Raw genomic sequence first — 23,018 nt, 5'->3', positions numbered from 1 at the left:
CGATGCTCAAGGCATCGGTTTTTTTTAGGCTATTCCCGGAGAAGCGTTAACGGTAGGTTCGATACTTATGCGGCTTCTTCAGTTTCTTCTGTTTGGGCTTTCCGGCGGCTTATTTTGCACTTTTAGAATTGCAGTGCTCGGGGCTCCTGTCCTGTAATCAGAGCCCTGGTATTCAGGCACCCAGCTTATGGAGTAGGCTTAGCCACAGTTGTTGCTCTTGCTCACTCAAGCGTGACATAAACTCATCGGCGACTTGCTGAAACGATACCTCGGCCTCTGCAAAAATCTTAGTACCCGCCGGTGTCAGGGCCACCAGGCTGACTCTGGCATCCCGGCTGGCGGCTTCCTTTTCTACCAGACCAATTTTTTCCATTGGGTTAAGCAGGCGGGTGATCCCCGAAGCGCTGAGTCCCGCGCCCTGGGCCAGGTCAATCCTTCTGAGCTTATTGCCCTCGGCCTTTGCCAATTGCCTCAGTACCAAAAACTCGCTGAAGCTGATGCCGTGCAGCGACAACCTGCCTGCCAGACTGCGTTGCAGTTGGCTGTGTATCTCGGTTATGGCAAGCGCAATACTTGCCGTAATGGGTTGTGTCATCTGAAACCTCTTTAGAATGAAACTAACTTGACCAATGCTTTATTGATACTTGATTACGCAAGTATTGGTTTGTTTGCTTGAGCGGTCAAGTAGTTTGCAAGTTTTTTTTTACTTGGTTTGATGACTCCTGGCGCTGAGCTTCTGGTCTTTACCTAAGGCTTTTGTTCGGAGGTAGACTCTTGCTCTTGCTGTGGCGCAGACTCAGCTTGGGTAGCGGGTGCATTGGCATTGCTTATCATGGCGGCACTGCGTTCAAAGGTCATTATCAGGCGCTCAAACATCCCCTGAACCATCTCCAATTGCTCCTGTGCCAAACCATCGGTTTGCAGCCGGGTCAAGAGGCGTTCGCAGCTGGCACGGAACTCGGGTGGGTTTTCGCCGCGAGAACAGAGGATAAAGGCGTTGGCGAGTGCCAACTGCCAGTCTTGCAGCAGTTCGTCGAGTTGGCTGTCGCTGATGCTTGCCAGCAGGCGGCGCAGGCGCACCGAAACATGGCCCAGGTTTAGGCCGGTAAGGCCTAAGTCGGTCAGGGTTCTGTTGCTGCTCTGGCTGCTACGTTCATAATTGGCCAAGCGCAGCAGGCGATCTGCCATGCGGGCATTGAACCAGTCCTCAGGCTTGTCCTGTTTGACCATATCAATCAGATCTTTGCGAGTGGCGTTGAGCAGGCGTTGCTGCATCATTTTGACTCCTGGCTCTGTCACCAGCTTAAACAGCCAATAGAGGATGCTGACGCCGACAAAGATGGCCATCGCCTTGCTCAGGGTGCTGTCTATGGCAAAGGCCTGGGTCATGTCTTTGCTGGGGCTGACCAAAATGGCGAATGGGATGCAAAATCCCAGGCCGTAGGGCAGGGTGGCACGATTGGCCAGCGCCATCAGGCCAATAAAGAAGGGACCGGCCAATACCAACAACATGATCTCAATATCGCCGCTGCTCTGGGCCAGTAGTTCGAGGGCGTAAAATATCGCGACCGGAATGGCAATCATCACCCCTATCAGCAGCCGCCGCAGGATCATACTCAAAAGGGGTAAGGGTAGCCTGGCCATCATGATGGAGAAGATCACCGGCATGGTCATTATCATCAGTGCTGCGCTGGAGGCGGTGCCAATCCAGATACCGGCGCCAATCAGGAAAATCAGCATGGTTCTGACACCCGTGATCAGCCCGAGCAGGGGATCTCTGTGGGTCTGCATCGCGGGAGCATTGAGCAGCGTTTTGTCCGGTGACTCCAACGCCTTGAAGGCCCGCAGCACCAGTACCAAATCGCTGGCCAGCTCTGAGGCGGTTTTCAGCAGCCGCGACTCCAGTGGGCTGATACAGGCATGAGTGTTGCGATAGTGAATGATTTCGCGCCTCTGCCTGTGTGCCAGTTCATAACAGAAATGGAAATCGTCCGATTCGGACATCGCCTTGAAGTTGCTTTTCAGGGTACGGATTAGCCCTGAGAGGGTGCCTGTCATCAACTCTTCATGGTTACGCTGCAAACGGCCGAATATCTGGATCACGGCCAGCAATGACAACACCTTGTTGAATAACAAATTGGCCGCGCGACTGCGTCCAGGGCCTTCCGGCCCCTCGTAGCTGAGGGCGTTGGCATCGTCACTGGCTTCTGCCAGTGATTCGAGAATTGCATCTATCTGTTGATGGCGGTTTTCATGGGAGCCGTTGAGATCCAGCTCCAGCGTGAGGTATTCCAACGTCTGGTTGACTATTTTACGGGTTTGTTTCTGCAGCCCTTCGGTGACTCTGACTGGCCACAGCAACTGGCTCACCAGAGTGGCACAGATGGCGCCGACTATGATTTCACTGACCCTGGAATGGGCGACGGCAAAGATGGTTTCACTGTTGGCGGTGGCAGGGCTAACCATTACCAAGAGCACAATAAGACAGGGGGTGATCCCCGCCATAGCGAAGGCGTAGACAAAGTTGATATGGCGCACCATGGCCGACAGCGCCGAGTTCAGACCCAGCCACAGCGTCAGGGTGAGGATGGCCAGTTCGGGAGCGTTGTAAAAGCCGCTGAGAATTGCTATGCCGACAACCCCGCCTACCAATGTGCCTATTATCTGACAAAGGCCTTTTTCAAGCACCAGGCCACTTTCGGGGCGCATCTGCAGGAATACCGCCGACACCAGCGCCCAGTAGGGGCGCTCCAAGTCCAGGTAGAGCGCCGCCGTCAGCGCCAGCGCCATGGCAATTACCCCTTTGGTGGCGAAGATCAGCGTGCGCTTGTCCGGGGTCAGGAATACTGCCAGCGTGGGAGACAGGGCCATGTTATTCTTCGGCTTGCAGTTGGATGGAAACCGTCATTCCGGCGCTGAGTTCACGTTCTTCTGAAGCCGGGTCCAGCTTGATATCTACAGGGATCCTCTGTGCCAGCCTGACCCAGTTGAAGCTCTGTTGAATTTGCGGCAGCAGTTGGCCATTGGCATTGGTATTGGTGTCGGCAATCGCCTTGCCTATGCTAACTACTTCGCCCCTGAGCGGCTCGCCACCACTCATCAGGCTGATTTTGGCCTTTTGGCCTATCTTTATCAGCGGCAGCTTGGTTTCTTCAAAGTAACCTGTGACATAGAAAGAGCCTTGTTTAACCAGAGACAATACCGCCTTGCCCTGGTTGACATAGTTGCCCTGACGCAGGCTGAGGTTGATTATGGTGCCATCGGCGGGGGAGTGGACCTGGGTGCGCTGCAGATCTATTTTGCTGCTGTCGAGTCTGGCCTTTGCCAAGTTGTAGCTGGCTTTGGCCAACTCAGTGTTGATCCGTGCCGTTTCCAAATCTTCTTCGCTGATCACCTCGCGGCCGGTGAGATTCTTGCGCCGCTCATATTTGTGTTTGGCCAGTTCCCAGGCATAGAGTTTGTTTTCCAGCTCGGCGGCCAATTCGGTACTGGTGGCCTGATAACGGGTATCATCTACCTGAAACAGCAGATCGCCGGCTTTGACTTGCTGGTTATCCCTAACATTCAGTTGGGTTACCCAGCCGGAGACATCGGCCGAGAGCGTAATCACTTCGGCCCGCACCCGACCGTCACGGGTCCAGGGTGAATAGAGGTAGTGATTCCAAATCCAGTATCCGGCCACTATGGCGGCCAGCACGAGAAGCAGGGTAATGGAGATGCGCAGTACTTTTGCCATGGTAAGTGTCAATTCTCAAACAGGTAGATAATCAGTGCCAGATAGCACACGAACAGGGCGACTTCGAACCAGGCCACTCGCCAGATTTTTGCATACAGCCCGGTCCAGTGAAGGACCAGTCTGGTCAGAAACCAGAGTACGAGCGCAAGAGGTGCGAAGAGAACCAAAGGACTGAACAGCAATCCTCCCAAGGCTAATTCTTCAAGCATTGTATGAGTTGGATCCTATAAAAAGGCCAATGATAATGAGTGACTTATAAGCGGATAACGGCGTTTTTCCGTATCCCTGTCTGCTAACCAGTTTCGTGCCAGACAGGCTTAAGGTCAACTTTTTCACGCCTTGGCTGTGAGCGGAAATGACTTTTGAGTCGGCCAATCCTTTGGCGATACGGCAAGCTGTGCTTGCTTGTGACACTGAGGTAAAATCCCGGGAAACTTTATCACCGGAAGATAAAAGATGAATAACCGAATTCTCGGCCTGCTGGCCATACTCTTTGTGGGTTTGTTCTCGGGCTGCTCCACTACCCAGTCGCCCACCGGGCGCTCGCAGATGCTACTGTTTTCGCCCGAGCAGATAAACCAGATGGGCACCGCCTCTTTCGAGCAGATAAAAGCAAAGGAGAAGCAGAGCCAGGACAAAGCGGCCAGTGCCTATGTTGCCTGCGTGGCGCAGCGTATTACCTCTTTGTTGCCGCAGCAACATTGGCAATGGGTGCTGTTTGACTCGGATCAGGTCAACGCCTTTGCCCTGCCCGGTGGCCATATAGGTGTCTATACCGGGCTTCTCAAGGTGGCCAACAATGAAGATCAACTGGCGACTGTTATTGGTCATGAGATAGCCCATGTGCTGGCGCAGCACGGCAATGAGCAGGCCTCGCGGGCCCAACTCAGCAATACCGGTATGCAGTTGGCCGGAGCAGCATTGGGGATGGGGCAGATAGCCAACGCCGATCTCTACATGGCGGCCCTGGGGCTCGGGGTGCAGGTGGGTTATATCTTACCCTATGGCCGGGCGCAGGAATCCGAGGCCGATGTGATGGGGCTGGAGCTGATGGCCAGGGCCGGCTTCGATCCCAGAGCCGGGGTGACATTGTGGCAAAACATGGCCAAGGCGGGGGGCGGTCAGGGGCCGGAGCTGTTATCGACTCATCCATCCAATGAGAACCGCATTGCCCAGTTGCGTGATTTACAAGCGCAGATGATGCCACTCTATCAGGCGAGCAAGGGCAAGTTTCGCTCTTGCCAAAGATGAGGTGTATGAAAGTCGGCTTGTTTGGCCCTCAGTTTATTTCGGCTGAGGCTTGGCGAATGAACAAACCCCAAGGATACGAATAAGCGCAACACTTGGACCCGGATAAGTGTTACACTGTGCCGCGAAAAATTCACAGATAAACTGAGAGTAAACTGATTATGTCTGATAAGTTCACCAGTGTTGAACAACAAGCTAGCTACGGCGTAGGTCGCCAGTTGGGTGAGCAACTGGCCGCCAACTCTTTTGAAGGTCTGGATATTCCAGCCGTTCAAGCCGGTCTGGCCGATGCATTTGAAGGCAAAGAGAGTGTTGTTTCCCTGGAAGATCTGCAGGTTGCTTTCTCTGAAATCAGCCAGCGTCTGCAAAAGGCTCAGGAAGAGGCTGCCGAAGCCGCTTCTGCCGAAGGCAATGCTTTCCTGGCTGAAAACGCCAAGCGTGAAGGTGTGGTGACTACCGAATCAGGTCTGCAGTACGAAATCATCAACGAAGGCTCAGGCGAGAAGCCAAGCTATGATTCCAATGTTCGTACTCACTATCACGGTACCTTTATCGACGGTAAAGTATTCGACAGTTCAGTGACCCGTGGTCAGCCTGCCGAATTTCCGGTTTCCGGCGTGATTGCCGGTTGGACCGAAGCGCTGCAATTGATGCCGGTTGGCGCCAAGTACAAGCTGTATGTACCGCATCACTTGGCCTACGGCGAGCGCGGTGCCGGGGCGGCTATCCCGCCTTATTCCACTCTGGTCTTTGAAGTGGAATTGCTGGACATTCTGTAATACCAAAATCGCTTGAGTCTGACTCAGGCGATTTTTTTAGCCTGTATGTGGAGAAAGTTATGAGTGGACATGTCAGAGTTGCGGTTGCCGGAAGCAGTGGCCGTATGGGGCGTACCCTGATAGAAGCGGCCGCGCATTCCAGCCGGATCATTCTGGGCGCGGCCATCGAGCGCGCAGGCTCGACTCTGGTGGGAGTCGATGCCGGAGAGTTGGCCGGAGTCGGTTGTCTCCATGTCCGGGTCAGCGATAGCCTGGATCAGGTTGCCGATGACTTCGATGTGTTGGTGGATTTCACCAGCCCGGAAGGCACCCTCAGCAATCTGGATTGGTGTGCCCGCCATCATAAGGCGATAGTGATAGGCACTACAGGTTTCAACTCGGCGCAAAAGGCGCAGATTGAGGCCTTTGCCGAGCAGATGCCTGTGGTCTTGGCACCCAATATGTCGGTTGGGGTTAACCTAATGTGGAAGCTGCTGGAACTGGCGGCGGAAGTCATGGGTGATTATACCGACATAGAGATCATCGAAGGTCATCACAGACACAAGAAGGATGCTCCTTCAGGTACCGCCTTGAAGATGGGGGAAGTGATTGCCAACACGCTGGGGCGGGATCTGGAAAAAGTGGCCGTTTATGGCCGCGAAGGGATCACCGGCGAGCGTGAGCGCGACACCATAGGTTTTGCCACTATCAGGGCGGGCGACTTGGTGGGTGAGCATACTGCCATGTTTGCCGATATGGGCGAGCGTTTAGAGATCACCCACAAGGCTTCCAGCCGAATGACCTTTGCCAACGGTGCCATGCGTGCGGCACTTTGGCTACAGGAACAGGATGCCGGGCTCTACGACATGCAACAGGTATTGGGGTTGAAACCCCTGTGACATTATTTAAAAAACCGCCAATCGGCGGTTTTTTTTCGAATTCGTCCGCCAAGCTATAGACGAATTACCATTTCTCGTGTAGGATGCTCGGAATTTGTCAAAATTTCGTATTTTAGCGGAAATTGGTACTTTAAACAAAGATAAAAATATTATATTTCAGTGGCTTGGCTCTTTTCTCGGAGGTCGCGTTGACAAAGTCTGCCTTACTCGTACTCGAAGATGGAAGCGTATTTTCCGGCACAGCAATAGGTGCCGATGGTATTGCAGTTGGAGAAGTTGTTTTTAACACTTCGATGACCGGATATCAAGAAATCCTCACCGATCCATCTTATTCTCGCCAGATAGTAACTCTAACCTACCCACATATCGGTAATACCGGTACCAACGATGAAGACACAGAATCCGATGCAGTTCATGCCTGTGGTCTTATTATTCGTGATCTTCCCCTCCTCGCCAGTAACTTCCGTAACCAACAATCCCTCAGTGATTACCTCAAAGCCAACAAGGTAGTCGGTATCGCCGATATCGACACCCGTAAGCTGACCCGTATTCTGCGGGAAAAGGGCGCTCAGGCCGGTTGCATTCTGGTGGGTGAGCAGGACGTAGACAAGGCGCTGGCCGCCGCCAAGGCCTTCCCTGGGCTGAAAGGCATGGACTTGGCCAAGGAAGTGACGACCGACAAGTCTTACACCTGGCGCAAGGGAACCTGGCGTTTGGAGAGCGGCCTGCCGGTCGATACTCCCGAGTCAGAACTCAAGTACAAGGTAGTGGCTTATGACTACGGCGTGAAGCAGAACATACTGCGAATGCTGGTAGACAGAGGCTGTGATGTGACTGTTGTTCCCGCACAAACGCCTGCCAGTGAAGTGCTGGCGATGGCACCCGATGGGGTCTTCCTTTCCAACGGCCCCGGTGACCCGGAACCATGTGACTACGCCATCAAGGCGATTCAGCAAATTCTCGAAACCGATATCCCGGTATTCGGCATCTGCCTTGGCCACCAACTGCTGGCGCTGGCCAATGGTGCCAAGACGCTGAAGATGAAGTTTGGCCACCACGGTGCCAACCACCCTGTGAGCGATATTGACAAAGGCACTGTGATGATTACCAGTCAGAACCATGGTTTTGCTGCCGATGAAGCCACACTGCCTGCCAACATCAGGGTGACTCACAAGTCTCTGTTTGATGGCTCACTGCAGGGGATCCACCTGACAGACAAGCCGGCCTTCAGCTTCCAGGGGCACCCTGAAGCGAGTCCAGGGCCGCACGATTGTGCGCCACTGTTCGATCACTTTATCGAACTGATTGAGCAATACCGTCACCAAGTCAAGCTGTAATCGCCGGGAGAAGATAGAAGAAAATGCCAAAACGTACTGATATCCAAAGTATTCTTATCCTGGGTGCCGGCCCAATCGTTATCGGTCAGGCCTGTGAGTTTGACTATTCGGGAGCCCAGGCCTGTAAGGCGCTGAGAGAAGAGGGTTACCGGGTCATTCTGGTGAACTCCAACCCTGCAACCATTATGACAGACCCGGAAATGGCCGATGCCACATACATCGAGCCTATCCACTGGGAAGTGGTGCGCAACATTATCGCCAAAGAACGCCCCGATGCGATTCTGCCAACCATGGGCGGCCAGACGGCGCTGAACTGTGCCCTGGAACTGGAAGCCAAAGGCGTATTGAAAGAGTTTGATGTCGAGATGATCGGCGCCACTGCCGATGCCATCGACAAGGCCGAAGACCGTGCCCGTTTTGACAAGGCGATGAAGAGTATCGGCCTCGAGTGTCCCCGTGCCGGTATTGCCCACAGCATGGAAGATGCACACAAGGTGCTGGATCAAGTGGGCTTCCCCTGCATCATTCGCCCCTCTTTCACCATGGGCGGCAGTGGCGGCGGTATCGCTTACAACGTCGAAGAGTTTGAAGAGATCTGTACCCGGGGTCTGGATTTGTCGCCGACCAATGAGCTGCTGATTGACGAGTCGCTGATTGGCTGGAAAGAGTATGAGATGGAAGTGGTGCGCGATCGCAACGACAACTGCATCATAGTCTGCGCCATCGAAAACTTTGACCCCATGGGCGTACACACAGGTGACTCCATTACAGTGGCACCGGCCCAGACCCTGACTGACAAAGAATATCAACTGATGCGTAACGCCTCCATGGCGGTGCTTCGGGAAATCGGCGTTGAAACCGGTGGCTCCAACGTGCAGTTTGGTATTAACCCCAAAGATGGTCGCATGGTGATCATCGAGATGAACCCAAGGGTATCGCGCTCATCTGCGCTGGCCTCCAAGGCGACCGGTTTCCCGATTGCCAAGGTTGCGGCCAAGCTGGCGGTGGGCTTTACCCTGGATGAGCTGATGAACGACATTACCGGCGGTCTGACCCCGGCTTCGTTCGAGCCCTCTATCGACTATGTGGTTACCAAAATTCCTCGCTTCAACTTCGAGAAGTTTGCCGGTTCCAACGACCGCCTGACCACTCAGATGAAGTCTGTCGGTGAAGTAATGGCCATCGGCCGTACCTTCCAGGAGTCGATGCAAAAAGCTCTGCGCGGCCTGGAAACCGGGATGACAGGTTTTGACCCTATAGTGGATATCAACGAGCCGGAAGCCCTGGCCAAGATACGTTACGAATTGCAGGATGTGGGCCCTGAGCGTCCTTGGTATATCGCCGATGCTTTCCGCGCCGGTATGTCCATGGAAGGTATTCGCCGCATCACCAACATAGACCCTTGGTTCCTGGTGCAGATTGAAGATCTGGTACTACAGGAAGAGAAGGTCAAGGAAGGTGGCTGGAGCGGTCTTTCCAAAGAGTTCCTGCGCAAACTGAAGCGTAAAGGTTTCTCCGATGCACGCCTGGCGTCACTGCTGGGGGTTTCTGAAAGTGAAGTGCGCAAACTGCGTCACAAGTATGAGCTCTTCCCTGTCTACAAGCGGGTAGATACCTGCGCCGCCGAGTTCGCCACGGATACCGCCTACATGTACTCCACCTACGAGGAAGAGTGTGAGGCCAATCCGTCCGATAAAGACAAGATCATGGTGATAGGTGGCGGCCCCAACCGTATCGGTCAGGGTATCGAGTTCGACTACTGCTGTGTGCACGCAGCGCTGGCGATGCGTGAAGACGGCTATGAAACCATCATGGTTAACTGTAACCCTGAAACCGTTTCCACCGACTATGACACCTCTGACAGACTCTACTTTGAACCTGTTACCCTGGAAGACGTACTGGAAATCGTGCGGGTTGAGCAGCCCAAAGGGGTTATCGTGCAGTATGGTGGCCAAACGCCACTGAAACTGGCCCGCGCCCTGGAAGCCGCAGGTGTGCCCATCATAGGGACCAGCCCGGATGCCATCGACCGCGCCGAAGACCGTGAGCGCTTCCAGCAGGCGGTTGAGCGTTTGGGGCTGAAACAGCCTGAAAACAGCACAGTGACCAACCTGGAGCAGGCGGTACTGGATGCCGAGCGTATAGGCTACCCCCTGGTGGTTCGTCCCTCCTATGTTCTGGGTGGCCGGGCGATGGAAATCGTCTACGACGAGCAGGATCTGCGCCGTTACTTCAACGAAGCCGTCAGTGTATCCAACGAGTCGCCGGTACTGCTGGATCGCTTCCTGGATGACGCCACCGAAGTAGACGTGGATGCCGTTTGCGATGGCAAGGACGTGGTTATCGGCGGCATCATGGAGCATATCGAGCAGGCCGGTGTTCACTCAGGTGACTCAGGTTGTTCACTGCCTCCTTACACTCTCTCCAAGGCGATTCAGGACGAGATGCGCGAGCAGGTACGCAAGCTGGCGCTGGAGCTGGGCGTTGTCGGTCTGATGAATGTGCAGTTTGCGGTCAAGAGCGACGTGATTTACCTGATTGAGGTAAATCCGCGCGCCGCCCGCACAGTGCCTTTCGTTTCCAAGGCCACAGGTGTGCCTCTGGCCAAGATTGCCGCCCGGGTAATGGCCGGCACTTCACTGGCCGAACAGCAACATACTCAGGAAGTGATCCCGCCTTACTACTCAGTGAAAGAAGTGGTTCTGCCGTTCAACAAGTTCCCGGGTGTTGACCCTCTGCTCGGCCCTGAAATGCGCTCTACCGGTGAGGTGATGGGTGTGGGTGATACCTTCGCCGAAGCCTACGCCAAGGCGCAACTGGGCTCAGTGAAAGATGTGCCCAAGTCAGGTCGCGCCCTGTTGTCTGTTCGTCACAGCGACAAGAAGCGGGTTTCGGATCTGGCGGCCAAGCTGATTGAGCTCGGCTATGAGCTGGATGCCACCCACGGTACGGCTGTGGTGCTGGGTGAAGCGGGTATCAATCCCCGCCTGGTGAACAAGGTGCATGAAGGTCGTCCACACATTCTTGACCGGATCAAGAACGGTGAATACACCTACATAGTGAATACCACGGAGGGTCGTCAGGCCATCGAGGATTCCAGACAGCTGCGCCGCGGCGCGCTGCAGCACAAAGTGAACTACACCACCACCATGAATGCGGCTTTTGCAACCTGTATGGCCCATGATGCCGACGACAGAAGCAATGTTGCCTCGGTGCAGGAACTGCACGCCAGAGTCAACAAGTAAACGCTGTCAGTCAGTAACTGAAAGTGACCAGGCCACCCATTAGGGTGGCCTGTTTTTTTGTAGGCAGGATGATTTGGGTCATTGGGAAGGTGCGAACAGGTCCCATGCGTGCTCTGCGTCGGCTTACAGGCCTGGATGCAAGGCGTGGTTCCCTAGTCCTTTGTAAGAAGCACAACACAGCAGGCAGGCCTGTAAGCCACGCCCTTCGGGGCTTGCACAGCAACCGGCTCTCTGCGTTATCCGACTTTGACAGGCCCCGGCATGCCTTCAGTCAGATGCCTTGAACGCCAATTGCTGTGTAAGCCAGAGTGCCGCGAGGACTTATTCGCACCTTCCCTTGGCTTTGGGATCTTGGCAGCTCTTGCTAAACTCGCCCACTATCAAGGCGTTTCATTTAAGATGCTGCAATCAAGATGTTTCAGGGAAAGGAAGTGATGATACTCGAGTCTGTCTCAAAGGAGCCCAAGGGCCGGGAAAACGTTGCGGGGCGCGTCAAAGGGCTGTTCAACCGGCGGAGCAAAGCACAGGCTCTTGCCTTGAGTTTTGGCTTGGCTTTGAGCCTCGGCAGCAACGGCGTGCGGGCTGATATCAACACTGTGCCTTTGGTGGCGCCCTTGTATCACGGCGGCGATCTGCTGCAAAAGCAGCTGTTTAAAGGGTTGGAGCTCAGTGTCACCACAGGGCGCGATCTGGCGATATTTTCCGTTGCCGGTATGAGCCTGGATGCCTACATTTTAACGCTGCCGCTCGATGCGCCGACCAAGGCCAGGGTCATAGCCCGGCTGTCGGATCCTTTCTACAGCATCCCCCTTGGGCATTTTCTCTACCTTTTTTACGACAGATACAGCCGCGCCGAGAACCGGGATCAGTTCCGGGATTATCTGCTGAGCCAATACAGCAAGGAGCAAATCGCACCCTGGCAGCATTCGCTGTTCAGCCTGGAAGAGCAGGTCAAAGACAATACCGAACCGACCGCCGAAGCCAATGACAGACGCGAGGGCATGACGCTCAATCGCCAATTGGTTGCCATGTTGGTGACTGTCTATGATCGCCTGTTCAACAATGATAACTGGGCCCTTGGCAAGAAACTGCCGGAGCATTACCGCTATCTTGGCGATAGCCCTGAAGATCTGGCGCTGATTGCCGACATTCAGCCGCTGATCATCAATGAGATTGGCAAGTATGTCGGCAGTCTGCCAGAGGGGGATATGCGCAGCGCCCTCAAGCTGATTATTGAAGATGGCAAGGCGGAAAATGCCGCCAAGGTAAACAACAAGGCGCAGGCGATAACTGTTACCCTTATCGACTTTGTCCGTCTCAATGTGCTCAAGGCCTATCGCCAATATGCATTACCGGCGCAGCGGGCCAAGGCCTTTTCTGCCTGGATGCAGGCCAGTCTCAAGGAAGATCCCAAGGGGCTGAGTGACTTTCTGGCAAGTTGGAGTCGACGTCCAAGAGCGGTGCAGATAACAGTAGATGGCTTGAGCCAGGGACTGATGCAGGCGTTGGTTGCACCCAATTCCGGCCCTTATCTCAAAGAAGTACTAGCCAGGGATGCGGCTTTGTCGCAACTCACGCCCGCGTCAGCCAAGGGGCGGCCGCAGCACACTCCCAAGCAGGACTTTTTGCGTCAGCTGGTGAAAAATGGCGTCACCGATCAGTACTATCTGCCGTTTTTTAAGTCACTCTATCGCCGGAGTGAAAATGGCATAGCCACAGGAGGTATCTCTTCCACGCCTACCATCAGTGTGCGCAATCTGCCGATTATCAAGACAGGCGCCGCAGTGTCCGGCCAGGGTGGCACAGGGATCCCCAATTTTCACTTTGTCGATCGCACCCGTGATCGGGCCTATTACTTCTTCGGCAATGATGCTCTGCAGCTCGAAAATCTGGCGGAGAGCCGCGGCATGCGCACCATGTTCGACCGACTGAACTATCTCAAGACCTTAAACTGCAACGCCCAATATGACTGGAACGCCCAGACCAGTTTCGATGCCCTGGTCAATCTGGGGCTGGGGGAAGCGATCCGTGATTTTGGCGAGCAGCGCTGTCTCAATGAGTTGTCGCTGCGTGCCGAAGCCGAGAAGGGCTTGCAACATAGAGTAACGGCGGTTCGAGAGCAACTCGAGGCCTACGACAAGATGGGCGCCTGGCGGCTGTTTTCCCGCATGAGCTTGCGGGCCAAGCTCAATGAACAGCTCAATGAGCTGGCCTTGCTGAGTGAGCAGGCAATGCCGGACTATCTGCTTATTTATAACCCCTGGCCGGATCACTTCGCCCATTTCAAGGGGCCGTTCAGCGACGAAATCATAGCGCCGACCGGTGAGCTTAACCGGCTCGATTACTGGCTCAGCCGTCTGGACAAGGTGTATCGGGACGCGGGTATCTATCCGCAGACGCTGTGGGGCATGGCCGGCGATCATGGTTTGGCGCCTGTGTATCACACCCTTAACCCCGAACTGGTGCTGCAAGATGCGCTCAAGCAACGCGGGGTCGAGCTCAAGATAAGCAAAATCTCCTCTGATGAAGGGGAAGGCCCCAAGATAACCAACAACCTCAATCCGCCTTCACTGCATGGGGTAGATTTGGTGATAGCCTCCACTGCCGGTGGCAACTATATGCTGGACTTCTTTAACTCGGACCGAGGTTGGCAGGTGCAACCCCTGTATCAAGAGTTGACCCGTTTTAAGGTTAAAGAAGGCAAGGCGCTGGATATGGTCAGCCTGCTTGCCGATGAGTTGCAGGAATCGCTGGATTATCTGGTAGTGCGCCAAAGCGATTGTACGCTTGATAGCTGCTCTGTGCGCTTGGTGGGATACAGAAACGGGCAACGCCGCGATGAAATGATCAGTCGCGAGTCGGGCGTTATCCGTTATCAGGCGCTGGATGGTAAGGGCGCGCCAGAGCTGCTGGCACTGGCTCAGAGCAACCCTTATCTGGTGCCGTTGTCTGATGTTCAGCTGTCTGCCAAGCAACAACTGCTCGAACTATGCCTGGGGAGTGCCAAGGGCTGCAGCGCCGAGCAGTGGCGCAACCTGGCGACCATGAGTCCCAGACCCGATGCCGTGGTGCAACTGGCACATCTCTATGATGAAGACAGGGCCGGCACCATCAACCTCTTCCCCAAAGAGGGGTTTGGCTACAACACCCTGGTACCGGGGCGTCATGCGGGCGAGCATTATCTGGAAAAAGATGCCTTCATAGGTTTCTGGGGCGAGACGGTCAAACCCGGCCAGAGATTGGGGCCGCTGGATAACGGCTCACTGGCACCGACCTTGTATCAGTACCTTACAGGTGAGCAGGTCGAGGCAGGAGACAATGGTTGGGGCTATCCCTCTGTGCTTTCGAGTCTTAACTGAGATGAATTTCTCATCGTCGGTGCCACAGAAACAGAGATTTTTGTCGCCATGGCTGGCAAGCCAGCCATGGCTTAGGTAAGCTTGTAGCCAAGATGAATTGAGTTTTAGCCGGTGTATCCCCGGTATTCCGCTATGCATCCCTGGCGCCGCTGACAAAATGGCGCCCATTCACCCGGAAAATGAGTCTCTGTTGGCCTTAGGCCGACGGAGGCTGCTTTTGTTTGACAGGAGACGAAAGAGATTATGAACAAGGTTCCCATGACCCTGGTTGGGGCAGAACAGTTGCGCAAAGAACTGGATATACTCAAGTTTGATCGCCGTCCCAAGATCACCGAGGCAATTGCCGCGGCGCGTGAACTGGGGGATTTGAAAGAAAACGCGGAATACCATGCAGCCCGTGAAGAGCAGGGCATTTGCGAAGCCCGTATCCGCGATATCGAAGGCAAACTGTCCAATGCCCAGATCATTGATGTGACCAAGATGCCCAACAATGGCCGGATCATCTTTGGCGCCACTGTGACCATACTGAATCTGGACACAGATGCCGAAGTGACTTACCGCATTGTCGGTGACGATGAGGCCAATATCAAAGAGAACCTGATCTCGGTGAACTCACCCATTGCCCGTGGCCTTATCGGCAAAAATCTGGGGGATGAAGTCAACATCCAAACGCCCGGTGGCCTGGCAGAATATGAAGTGGTCGCCGTCGAATATATCTGATTGCGTTATCAAGCCGCCTCCGGGCGGCTTTTTTGTGCAAGATGGACAAAGTTTAATTTGCCCGTCAGGGCTTGAAAGACTAGCATCCGCCCAAATAACCCTGTTTATGGATAACACCTTGCTGAGAATCATGCGCCTCTTTACCCTGCTGATCGCCATAGGTCTGCTGGGCAATGTGTATTCCGGGATTGCCTCTGATGCAACCTGGAAGGCGTTTGAGCAAGCCTTACCCGAGCTCAGTCAGCAACAAGATGCTGACAAAGAGCCGTCTTCTGCAGTGTTGTCAGCGTCTCTTGGTCAAGAGCCCCAATCCCAGGAGTCCCTGCATCATAAGCTTGGCAAGCATGATGCTGCCGACAGAGAAAAGGTGGATGGCAAGGTTTCCCTGTCTCACTTATCCAAGTTGCTGCGCTCCGAGCAGGGCGACCAACTCTATTCGGCGCCCGGAGCCAGCCAGCGCTGCCTCAGCACGGCCGCTCCGCATGATGTGGCCGAGCCACCCTATGAATTGGCGTTTGAAATCGCTATGCCACCGGCGCCTGTGCTCAGCATAGGTTTTGCCGAGCAATTGCCTATTGAGCAGTATTGGACCTTAAAGCACCCAGGAGCCGGTTTGCGCCTTGGAGGCTGGAAAGACGCCAACCTCCGCTATCGCTTCGGTCAGCAAGCCGCCTGACGCTCTCTACCGGGCTTTTCTGTCCGGGTTTCACTTCATCTGTTGTCAGTCACTCCCTCATTGGATGGCTGCGACTGTGATATGTGGCTTAAGCCACGAGTCGAAAAGAGAGCATAAATATGATAACTGACTCATTATTAAAGAGTAATGGCCGCGGGCGCCAGCCTAAAAAACTGCTTAATCACTACAGCGCCTGGAAATATCTGGCACTGGTAGTCACCCTGGTGGTGATGGCGCTGAGCGCCTTGCCGACTTGGTATGGTGAAGATGCCGCGGTGCAAATATCCCCCAAGGCCGGACTGGACTTATCTCCGACCCAGATAGTTTCTGAACTGGCCAAGGCCGATATTCAAGTCAAGCGCCTGGACAGCAAAGATCAGCAAACCCTGATTATTCTCAATGATGAAGGCCAACAGACTTTGGCCAAATCCTTACTGGCCGGTCGTGCCAAAGATCCCGCTGAACTCACTCTGGCTTTGAGCCCGGCGGCGCCCGAGTGGTTGCTCGGCATGGGGTTTGAACCCATTAAGTTGGGGCTGGATCTTCGTGGCGGGGTGCAATTCTTGTTGGATGTGGATCTCACCCCTGTGTATCAAACCCAGGGAAGTTCACTGGCCGACGCCCTGCGTGCCTTTGCCAGAGAGCAAGGGATCCGAGGCTTGAGTGTGCGTCAGGGCGCTGAAGAGCAACTGACAGTGGTTATGCCCGAGGCGGCTCGCGCCGAGGTGCGGCAGTTTATGGCCAGGCAATACCCACTCTGGCAGGTGAGCAGCAATAACAGTCAACTCAAGTTGGCGCTGACTGAGGCTGAGAAAATCAATTTGCGTAACCTGACAGTGCAGCAAAACCTACAGATCATGCGTACCCGTATCGAAGAGTTGGGGATCACCGAAGCGCTGGTGCAGCGTCAGGGCGAGAGCCGCATCCGTATCGAGCTGCCCGGTGTTCAAGACCCGGCTGCCGCCAAGAGTGTGATAGGGGCGACCGCGACTCTGGCCTTCTATGAAGTCAAGGACAGTGCCACCGGCGCCATGTTGATTAAGGACAAGTCCGGCAATTCTGTGCCCGTGGCGCGCAAACCTGTGCTGACCGGCGAGCATATTGTCGATGCCCGTGCCGGCATAGGTGAAATGGGTACTGCCGAGGTCAATATTACCCTGGACAGTGAAGGCGGCCGCCGTATGACCGACTTCTCCCGAGGCCATATCGGCAAACCTATGGCCACGGCATACAGTGAGTACAGCCGCGATGCCAACGGCAAGGCAGTACAAAGCAATGAAATTATCAGTGTCGCCACCATTCAGTCTGTGCTGCCGGAGCGTTTTCGGATAACCGGCGCCGGTAGTTATCAGGATGCGCAGCAACTGGCTCTTTTGCTGCGGGCCGGTTCTATGACTGCGCCTGTCACCATAGTTGAAGAGCGCACCATAGGCCCGACGCTGGGGGCAGAGAATATTCACAACGGCTTTGCCGCCCTGGCGCTCGGCATGGGGATCACCCTGGTGTTTATGGCGCTCTGGTATCGCAGGCTGGGCTGGGTCGCCAACCTGGCATTGCTGGCTAACATGGTGTTGCTGTTTGGCTTGCTGGCCTTGATCCCCGGCGCGGTACTGACTCTCCCCGGGATTGCCGGTTTGGTGCTGACAGTGGGGATGGCGGTGGATACCAATGTGCTGATTTTCGAGCGGATCCGCGACAAGCTTCGTGAAGGGCGGGCATTGGCGCACGCCATTGACAAGGGCTTTGACAGCGCCTTCTCCACCATTTTCGATGCCAACTTCACCACTATGATCACTGCTGTAGTGCTCTACGCCATAGGTAATGGTCCTATTCAGGGGTTTGCGCTGACGCTGGGGCTGGGGTTGTTGACCAGTATGTTCACCGGGATTTTTGCCTCAAGGGCGATTATCAATCTGGTCTATGGCAAGAACTTCAGCCGCGAAGTGAGGGTTTAATATTATGATTAATATGAAAAATGCAACCAAGTGGCGTTATTTCAGCAGCGCGGTTTCCGTGATTTTGATGATAGTGTCCATCAGTGTGATTGCCGTCAAGGGGCTCAACTGGGGGCTGGATTTTACCGGCGGCGTGGTCAGTGAAATCCGTATCGACAGCTCAATCAGCGCCAAATCGCTGCAACCTGTGTTGCAGCAGGCCTATGGCCAGGAAGTCAGCCTGATTGCTGCCGGTGAGCCGGGACGCTGGGTGCTGCGTTATGCAGCGCCAAGTGCCGGGCAGAGAATGCCCGAACTGCCGGAGGTACTGGCGGGTATGAACACTCATGTTGAAGTGCTCAATACCAGCATAGTCGGGCCTCAGGTCGGCCAGGAGTTGGCCGAGCAGGGCGGCTTGGCTTTGCTGGTGGCAATGCTGTGTATTCTGGGGTATCTCTCTTACCGCTTTGAGTGGCGTCTGGCGTCCGGTGCGGTATTTGCTCTGGTGCATGATGTTATCTTTGTGCTGGCTTTTTTTGCCGCCACTCAGATGGAGTTCAACCTGACTGTGCTGGCGGCTGTGTTGGCCATTTTGGGATATTCGCTCAACGATTCCATCATTATCGCCGACAGGATCCGCGAATTGCTGGCTGCCAAACCCAAGCTGGCGGTAAAAGACATCAATAACCAGGCGATTGCGGCCACTTTTGCCCGAACCATGGTGACATCCGGTACTACCCTGATGACTATTTCAGCACTGTGGATCATGGGCGGAGGCCCCTTGGAAGGATTTTCCATCGCCATGTTTATCGGGGTGTTGACCGGTACTTTCTCCTCGATATCGGTTGGTACTTCATTGCCGGAATGGCTGGGGCTGTCCAGTGAGCATTATCGGGTGACGCCTGTGACCCAGACACCCTGATTGAAACCTATCAATTAATACTGATTTAATCCGCCGGCGCCACAATGTGTGCGCCGATGGGATTATGGCAACAAAAAAGCCACCGGTTAAGGTGGCTTTTTTGTGGGGAAAGGGCTTATCTGGCCTTGGGCAGAGCGATTTTCATCTCTTCGGATTGACGGAAGAGCACCAAAACATGGCCGATCAGCTGCACCTTGGTTGCCTGGGTTTCACGGACAATGGCATCAACGATAGCGGCTTTCAGTTCTCTGTCTTCAGAGGCGACTTTAACTTTAATCAGCTCATGGTGAGAGAGCGCATTATCAATTTCAGCCAGTACCCCTTCAGTCAGGCCATTGGCACCAAGCAGCACTACCGGCTTGAGGCTATGTGCCAGGCCCTTGAGATGCTGTTTCTGTTTGGTTGTTAAGTTCATTTCTACCAACTTTTGCTGAGTTACTGTTGAAAAGCCGCTATTCTACCCTCATATAGCCCTTGTGTAACTCTCATTTGTTGCGGATTTTGAATGTCAGGTAAGAAACGTACGGCCAGTTCCACCCGTTGGATGCAGGAACACTTTGATGATCACTATGTCAAATTGGCACAAAAACGGGGGCTGCGTTCGCGGGCCGCGTTCAAGTTAGAGGAGCTGCAACAAAAAGATCAGCTGATTAAACCCGGGATGACAGTGGTCGACCTGGGGGCGGCTCCCGGAGGTTGGTCTCAGGTGGCGGCCAAGCTGGTCGGTGAAAAAGGTAAAGTGGTTGCCTGTGATATTTTACCGATGGACCCAATCGTTGGCGTCGATTTCCTTCAAGGAGACTTCCGTGAGGAAAAAGTCCTTGAGGCCTTGCTGACCCGGGTAGGGGAAGATAAGGTTGACTTGGTGCTCTCGGATATGGCGCCCAATATGAGTGGTTCAGATGGTGTGGATCAGCCCAGAGCCATGTATTTAGTGGAGTTGGCGCTGGATATGTGTCATCAGGTGTTGGCAGCCAATGGTAGTTTTGCTGTTAAAGTCTTTCAGGGGGAGGGCTTTGACGAGTATATGAAAGCAGTCAGACAAGCGTTCAAGACTGTAAAAACCCGTAAGCCGGATTCCTCCAGGCCACGTTCTCGCGAGGTCTATCTGGTAGCGACAGGGTACAAGTTGTAGTACCCTGATTGAAGTAAATCTCAAGACTTTGTGAGGTTCAGTAATTGAGTGACATGGCAAAAAATTTGATTCTCTGGGTGGTCATCGCCGTGGTGCTGATGTCCGTGTTCCAGGGTTACTCCCCCTCTTCTTCGTCAGCGCAGAAGATGGATTATTCGACTTTCCTGGACGATGTTCGTAGCGGCCAAGTCAGCAACGTTGAAGTGAAAAGCGACCAACGTACGATTGAAGGCGTCAAAAAGTCCGGTGAAAAGTTCACCACCATTATGCCCTTGTATGACCAGGATCTGATCAATGACCTGGACCGTAAAGGCATCCGCATGAAAGGGCAGGAAGCCGAAGAGTCAGGTTTCCTGACACAGATCTTTATCTCCTGGTTCCCCATGTTGCTGCTTATCGGGGTGTGGATCTTCTTTATGCGACAGATGCAGGGCGGTGGCGGTAAAGGCGCCATGTCCTTTGGCAAGAGTAAAGCCAAGCTGATGAGCGAAGATCAGATTAAGACCACCTTTGCCGATGTGGCCGGTTGTGACGAGGCCAAGGAAGAGGTGAAGGAGATGGTGGATTATCTGCGTGATCCCACCAAATTCCAGAAACTCGGTGGCCGTATTCCTACCGGTGTCTTGATGGTTGGTCCTCCAGGTACAGGTAAAACCTTGCTTGCCAAGGCGATTGCCGGTGAAGCCAAGGTGCCTTTCTTTACCATCTCAGGTTCTGACTTTGTGGAAATGTTTGTCGGTGTCGGTGCCTCCCGGGTACGTGACATGTTCGAGCAGGCCAAAAAGTCGGCGCCATGCATCATCTTTATCGATGAAATCGATGCCGTGGGCCGTCAGCGTGGTGCCGGGCTCGGTGGTGGTCACGACGAGCGTGAGCAAACATTGAACCAGATGCTGGTGGAAATGGATGGCTTTGAAGGTAATGAAGGTATTATCGTTATCGCCGCAACCAACCGTCCAGACGTGTTGGATGCCGCGCTGCTGCGTCCAGGCCGTTTCGACCGCCAGGTTGTTGTAGGGTTGCCGGATGTTCGTGGCCGTGAGCAAATTCTTAAAGTGCACATGCGTAAAGTGCCTTTGGGTGATGATGTTAAAGCCAGTGTGATTGCCCGTGGTACGCCTGGGTTCTCAGGTGCGGATCTTGCCAACCTGGTTAACGAGGCTGCACTGTTTGCCGCCCGCGGTAATCGCCGTGTGGTGACCATGGAAGAGTTTGAGAGTGCCAAAGACAAGATCATGATGGGCGCCGAACGCCGCTCTATGGTGATGTCTGAGTCCGAGAAAGAGATGACAGCTTACCACGAAGCCGGTCACGCGATTGTGGGCTATCTGGTGCCTGAGCACGACCCTGTGCATAAGGTAACCATTATCCCTCGAGGCCGGGCCTTGGGTGTGACCTTCTTCCTGCCGGAAGCCGATGCCATCAGTGAGAGCCGCCAGAAGCTGGAGAGTAAGATCTCTGTGGCCTACGGTGGTCGACTGGCCGAAGAGATTATCTTTGGCACTGAAAAAGTCTCTACCGGTGCATCTCAGGACATTAAATATGCTACGGCCATTGCCCGTAACATGGTGACCCAGTGGGGCTTCTCCGAGAAACTCGGTCCGCTGCTGTACGCAGAGGAAGAGGGTGAAGTATTCCTGGGCCGCTCCATGGCCAAGTCCAAGCATATGTCTGATGAGACTGCGGCCATCATAGACTCTGAAATCAAGGCCATCATTGACCGCAACTACCAGCGTGCCAAGCAACTGCTGGATGAGAATATGGACGTACTGCACGCGATGAAAGATGCGTTGATGAAGTATGAGACCATAGACTCGCGCCAGATAGAGGACCTGATGGAGCGCCGCGAAGTGCGTCCTCCGGTCGATTGGCAGCTGGACGACAATGGCTCTTCCAACGGCAATAATGGCAGTAAAGGTGCCAAGCCTGAAGAGACTGAAGTTGAAGAGCATGAGCCGAGTGATACTGCTGCAGATTTGGGCAAACCCGGCGAGAGCCCGCTGAAATAAGCCTACTCTGAGGTAAAAGAAAACCCCGCAAGGGGTTTTCTTGTTTCTGCCGGAAGGCACAATAATAAATCCAATAAAGATGTTCTCGCGCTTGACGCGTAAGGGAGTAAAGAGTGTTTGAATTGAAGTCCGGTGCTCACCAACTACTACTCGATGAGCCCAAGGTAATGGGGATCCTCAATGTAACCCCGGATTCGTTTTCCGATGGCGGCCGCTTTTCTTCCTTTGAACTGGCCTGCCGCCACGCCGACCAAATGGTGGCCGATGGCGCCGTGTTTATCGATATCGGCGGCGAGTCCACCCGGCCCGGAGCTGCCGATGTCAGCGTCGATGAGGAGCTTTCCCGGGTTGTTCCCTTGGTGGAGTATATTGTCGCCAAGTATCCCCACATCTGGATCTCTTTGGATACCAGTAAAGCCGAAGTGATGCGCGCCGGTATCAATGCCGGCGCTCACCTTATCAATGATGTGCGGGCCTTGCAGGAGCCCGGCGCTCTACAAGCAGCTGCTGAGCTGCAGGTACCTGTGTGCCTGATGCATATGCAAGGACAACCCAGAACCATGCAGAATGCGCCCCACTATGAGGATCTGCTTGCCGAGGTGAATGACTTCTTTGCCAAGCGCATTGAGGCCTGTATTGATGCGGGGATCGCCAGAGAGGCAATATTGCTGGATCCGGGTTTTGGATTTGGCAAGACGCTGGAACACAATTATCATCTGCTGGCTCATTTGCAAGAGCTGGCAAAATTTGATCTGCCTTTACTTATCGGACTATCGCGAAAGAGTATGATAGGAAATCTGCTTGAGCGCAGTGTCGACAACAGATTGGCAGGTAGCCTGGCGGGCGCCATGTTGGCTGCTCAGCGGGGCGCACATATTATTCGGGTACATGATGTTGCAGAGACCAGCGATGTACTCAAGGTCATGGCAGCAACCAAGCAGTTTGGATAAAGACTGCGCCGTGACTTCATAGGTTTCAGGCCGGCGGGTCAGCCGGCATTAGGTTTACAGTATATAGAATAACCATTCAGAGATGGTTCT

Annotated in this window: 18 protein-coding genes; 13 read left to right on the top strand and 5 right to left on the bottom strand. The window is 54.2% G+C overall.

All coding sequences use genetic code 11. The features are described from left to right. Window positions 1-172: 172 nt before the first annotated feature. The 4 genes from N512_RS0113510 to N512_RS0113495 all read right to left on the bottom strand — a co-directional run bounded on the left by N512_RS0113510 (window position 173) and on the right by N512_RS0113495 (window position 3,945). The gene (locus N512_RS0113510; protein ID WP_028780668.1) at window positions 173-595 is read right to left on the bottom strand and encodes a MarR family winged helix-turn-helix transcriptional regulator; all 423 of its coding nucleotides are present in this window, start codon (window positions 593-595) and stop codon (window positions 173-175) included. A 152-nt stretch (window positions 596-747) separates the two neighbouring features. Next, window positions 748-2,865, bottom strand: a complete 2,118-nt coding sequence (locus N512_RS23065; protein ID WP_443018272.1) for an FUSC family protein — start codon at window positions 2,863-2,865, stop codon at window positions 748-750. Window positions 2,866-2,872: 7 nt separating this feature from the next. Continuing rightward, window positions 2,873-3,736 carry an efflux RND transporter periplasmic adaptor subunit gene (locus N512_RS0113500; protein ID WP_025009919.1) on the bottom strand — a complete coding sequence of 288 codons (864 nt, stop codon included), beginning with the start codon at window positions 3,734-3,736 and terminating at the stop codon, window positions 2,873-2,875. A gap of 8 nt (window positions 3,737-3,744) precedes the next feature. Beyond that, window positions 3,745-3,945 carry a DUF1656 domain-containing protein gene (locus N512_RS0113495; protein WP_025009920.1) on the bottom strand — a complete coding sequence of 67 codons (201 nt, stop codon included), beginning with the start codon at window positions 3,943-3,945 and terminating at the stop codon, window positions 3,745-3,747. Between the two features lie 247 nt (window positions 3,946-4,192). Between N512_RS0113495 and N512_RS0113490 the strand changes: the two genes are divergently transcribed. From N512_RS0113490 to secF, 10 genes are all read left to right on the top strand, one after another. Further along, the gene (locus tag N512_RS0113490; protein WP_028780667.1) at window positions 4,193-4,987 is read left to right on the top strand and encodes a M48 family metallopeptidase; all 795 of its coding nucleotides are present in this window, start codon (window positions 4,193-4,195) and stop codon (window positions 4,985-4,987) included. A 158-nt stretch (window positions 4,988-5,145) separates the two neighbouring features. Beyond that, on the top strand, window positions 5,146-5,763 hold the full coding sequence (locus tag N512_RS0113485; protein ID WP_028780666.1) for an FKBP-type peptidyl-prolyl cis-trans isomerase: 618 nt from the start codon (window positions 5,146-5,148) through the stop codon (window positions 5,761-5,763). 59 nt (window positions 5,764-5,822) lie between these two features. Then, entirely contained in the window at window positions 5,823-6,641 is an 819-nt protein-coding gene (dapB, locus tag N512_RS0113480) for a 4-hydroxy-tetrahydrodipicolinate reductase (protein WP_025009921.1), read from the top strand. A 188-nt stretch (window positions 6,642-6,829) separates the two neighbouring features. Beyond that, entirely contained in the window at window positions 6,830-7,978 is a 1,149-nt protein-coding gene (gene carA, locus N512_RS0113475; protein WP_028780665.1) for a glutamine-hydrolyzing carbamoyl-phosphate synthase small subunit, read from the top strand. A gap of 23 nt (window positions 7,979-8,001) precedes the next feature. Next, entirely contained in the window at window positions 8,002-11,223 is a 3,222-nt protein-coding gene (gene carB / locus N512_RS0113470; protein WP_028780664.1) for a carbamoyl-phosphate synthase large subunit, read from the top strand. 413 nt (window positions 11,224-11,636) lie between these two features. Further along, window positions 11,637-14,582: an alkaline phosphatase family protein gene (locus N512_RS0113465; RefSeq protein WP_231473588.1), complete on the top strand. Its 2,946-nt coding sequence runs from the start codon at window positions 11,637-11,639 to the stop codon at window positions 14,580-14,582. Window positions 14,583-14,825: 243 nt separating this feature from the next. After that, window positions 14,826-15,302: a transcription elongation factor GreA gene (greA, locus tag N512_RS0113460; protein ID WP_025887902.1), complete on the top strand. Its 477-nt coding sequence runs from the start codon at window positions 14,826-14,828 to the stop codon at window positions 15,300-15,302. A gap of 106 nt (window positions 15,303-15,408) precedes the next feature. Continuing rightward, the gene (locus N512_RS23810; RefSeq protein WP_051472810.1) at window positions 15,409-15,978 is read left to right on the top strand and encodes a hypothetical protein; all 570 of its coding nucleotides are present in this window, start codon (window positions 15,409-15,411) and stop codon (window positions 15,976-15,978) included. A 119-nt stretch (window positions 15,979-16,097) separates the two neighbouring features. Then, window positions 16,098-17,933: a protein translocase subunit SecD gene (secD, locus tag N512_RS0113450; protein ID WP_051472809.1), complete on the top strand. Its 1,836-nt coding sequence runs from the start codon at window positions 16,098-16,100 to the stop codon at window positions 17,931-17,933. Between the two features lie 4 nt (window positions 17,934-17,937). Then, entirely contained in the window at window positions 17,938-18,834 is an 897-nt protein-coding gene (gene secF, locus N512_RS0113445) for a protein translocase subunit SecF (protein WP_391570470.1), read from the top strand. A gap of 115 nt (window positions 18,835-18,949) precedes the next feature. On the opposite strand, the gene yhbY is transcribed toward secF, so the two are convergent. Then, window positions 18,950-19,249: a ribosome assembly RNA-binding protein YhbY gene (gene yhbY, locus N512_RS0113440; protein WP_025009926.1), complete on the bottom strand. Its 300-nt coding sequence runs from the start codon at window positions 19,247-19,249 to the stop codon at window positions 18,950-18,952. Between the two features lie 90 nt (window positions 19,250-19,339). Here yhbY and rlmE point away from each other — a divergent pair, with 90 nt between their 5' ends. The 3 genes from rlmE (at window position 19,340) to folP (ending at window position 22,928) form a co-directional block, all read left to right on the top strand. Beyond that, complete coding sequence (gene rlmE, locus N512_RS0113435; protein ID WP_025009927.1) at window positions 19,340-19,969, top strand: 23S rRNA (uridine(2552)-2'-O)-methyltransferase RlmE; 630 nt, start codon at window positions 19,340-19,342, stop codon at window positions 19,967-19,969. A 44-nt stretch (window positions 19,970-20,013) separates the two neighbouring features. Beyond that, entirely contained in the window at window positions 20,014-21,978 is a 1,965-nt protein-coding gene (gene ftsH, locus N512_RS0113430; protein ID WP_025009928.1) for an ATP-dependent zinc metalloprotease FtsH, read from the top strand. A 113-nt stretch (window positions 21,979-22,091) separates the two neighbouring features. Beyond that, the gene (gene folP / locus N512_RS0113425; protein ID WP_028780660.1) at window positions 22,092-22,928 is read left to right on the top strand and encodes a dihydropteroate synthase; all 837 of its coding nucleotides are present in this window, start codon (window positions 22,092-22,094) and stop codon (window positions 22,926-22,928) included. The last annotated feature ends 90 nt before the right edge of the window (window positions 22,929-23,018 follow it).

The sequence above is a fragment of the Shewanella sp. 38A_GOM-205m genome (assembly GCF_000518445.1).
Lineage (GTDB): Bacteria > Pseudomonadota > Gammaproteobacteria > Enterobacterales > Shewanellaceae > Shewanella > Shewanella algae.
This window is presented reverse-complemented; position numbering and strand designations above follow the sequence as displayed.

Coding starts and splice junctions, on each gene's coding strand:
- secF (WP_391570470.1), top strand. CDS start 17,938: ATGATTAATATGAAAAATGCAACCAAGTGGCGTTATTTCAGCAGCGCG.
- yhbY (WP_025009926.1), bottom strand. CDS start 19,249: ATGAACTTAACAACCAAACAGAAACAGCATCTCAAGGGCCTGGCACAT.
- secD (WP_051472809.1), top strand. CDS start 16,098: ATGATAACTGACTCATTATTAAAGAGTAATGGCCGCGGGCGCCAGCCT.
- N512_RS23810 (WP_051472810.1), top strand. CDS start 15,409: ATGGATAACACCTTGCTGAGAATCATGCGCCTCTTTACCCTGCTGATC.
- N512_RS0113490 (WP_028780667.1), top strand. CDS start 4,193: ATGAATAACCGAATTCTCGGCCTGCTGGCCATACTCTTTGTGGGTTTG.
- N512_RS0113495 (WP_025009920.1), bottom strand. CDS start 3,945: ATGCTTGAAGAATTAGCCTTGGGAGGATTGCTGTTCAGTCCTTTGGTT.
- N512_RS0113485 (WP_028780666.1), top strand. CDS start 5,146: ATGTCTGATAAGTTCACCAGTGTTGAACAACAAGCTAGCTACGGCGTA.
- rlmE (WP_025009927.1), top strand. CDS start 19,340: ATGTCAGGTAAGAAACGTACGGCCAGTTCCACCCGTTGGATGCAGGAA.
- N512_RS0113510 (WP_028780668.1), bottom strand. CDS start 595: ATGACACAACCCATTACGGCAAGTATTGCGCTTGCCATAACCGAGATA.
- dapB (WP_025009921.1), top strand. CDS start 5,823: ATGAGTGGACATGTCAGAGTTGCGGTTGCCGGAAGCAGTGGCCGTATG.
- carB (WP_028780664.1), top strand. CDS start 8,002: ATGCCAAAACGTACTGATATCCAAAGTATTCTTATCCTGGGTGCCGGC.
- N512_RS0113465 (WP_231473588.1), top strand. CDS start 11,637: ATGTTTCAGGGAAAGGAAGTGATGATACTCGAGTCTGTCTCAAAGGAG.
- greA (WP_025887902.1), top strand. CDS start 14,826: ATGAACAAGGTTCCCATGACCCTGGTTGGGGCAGAACAGTTGCGCAAA.
- N512_RS0113500 (WP_025009919.1), bottom strand. CDS start 3,736: ATGGCAAAAGTACTGCGCATCTCCATTACCCTGCTTCTCGTGCTGGCC.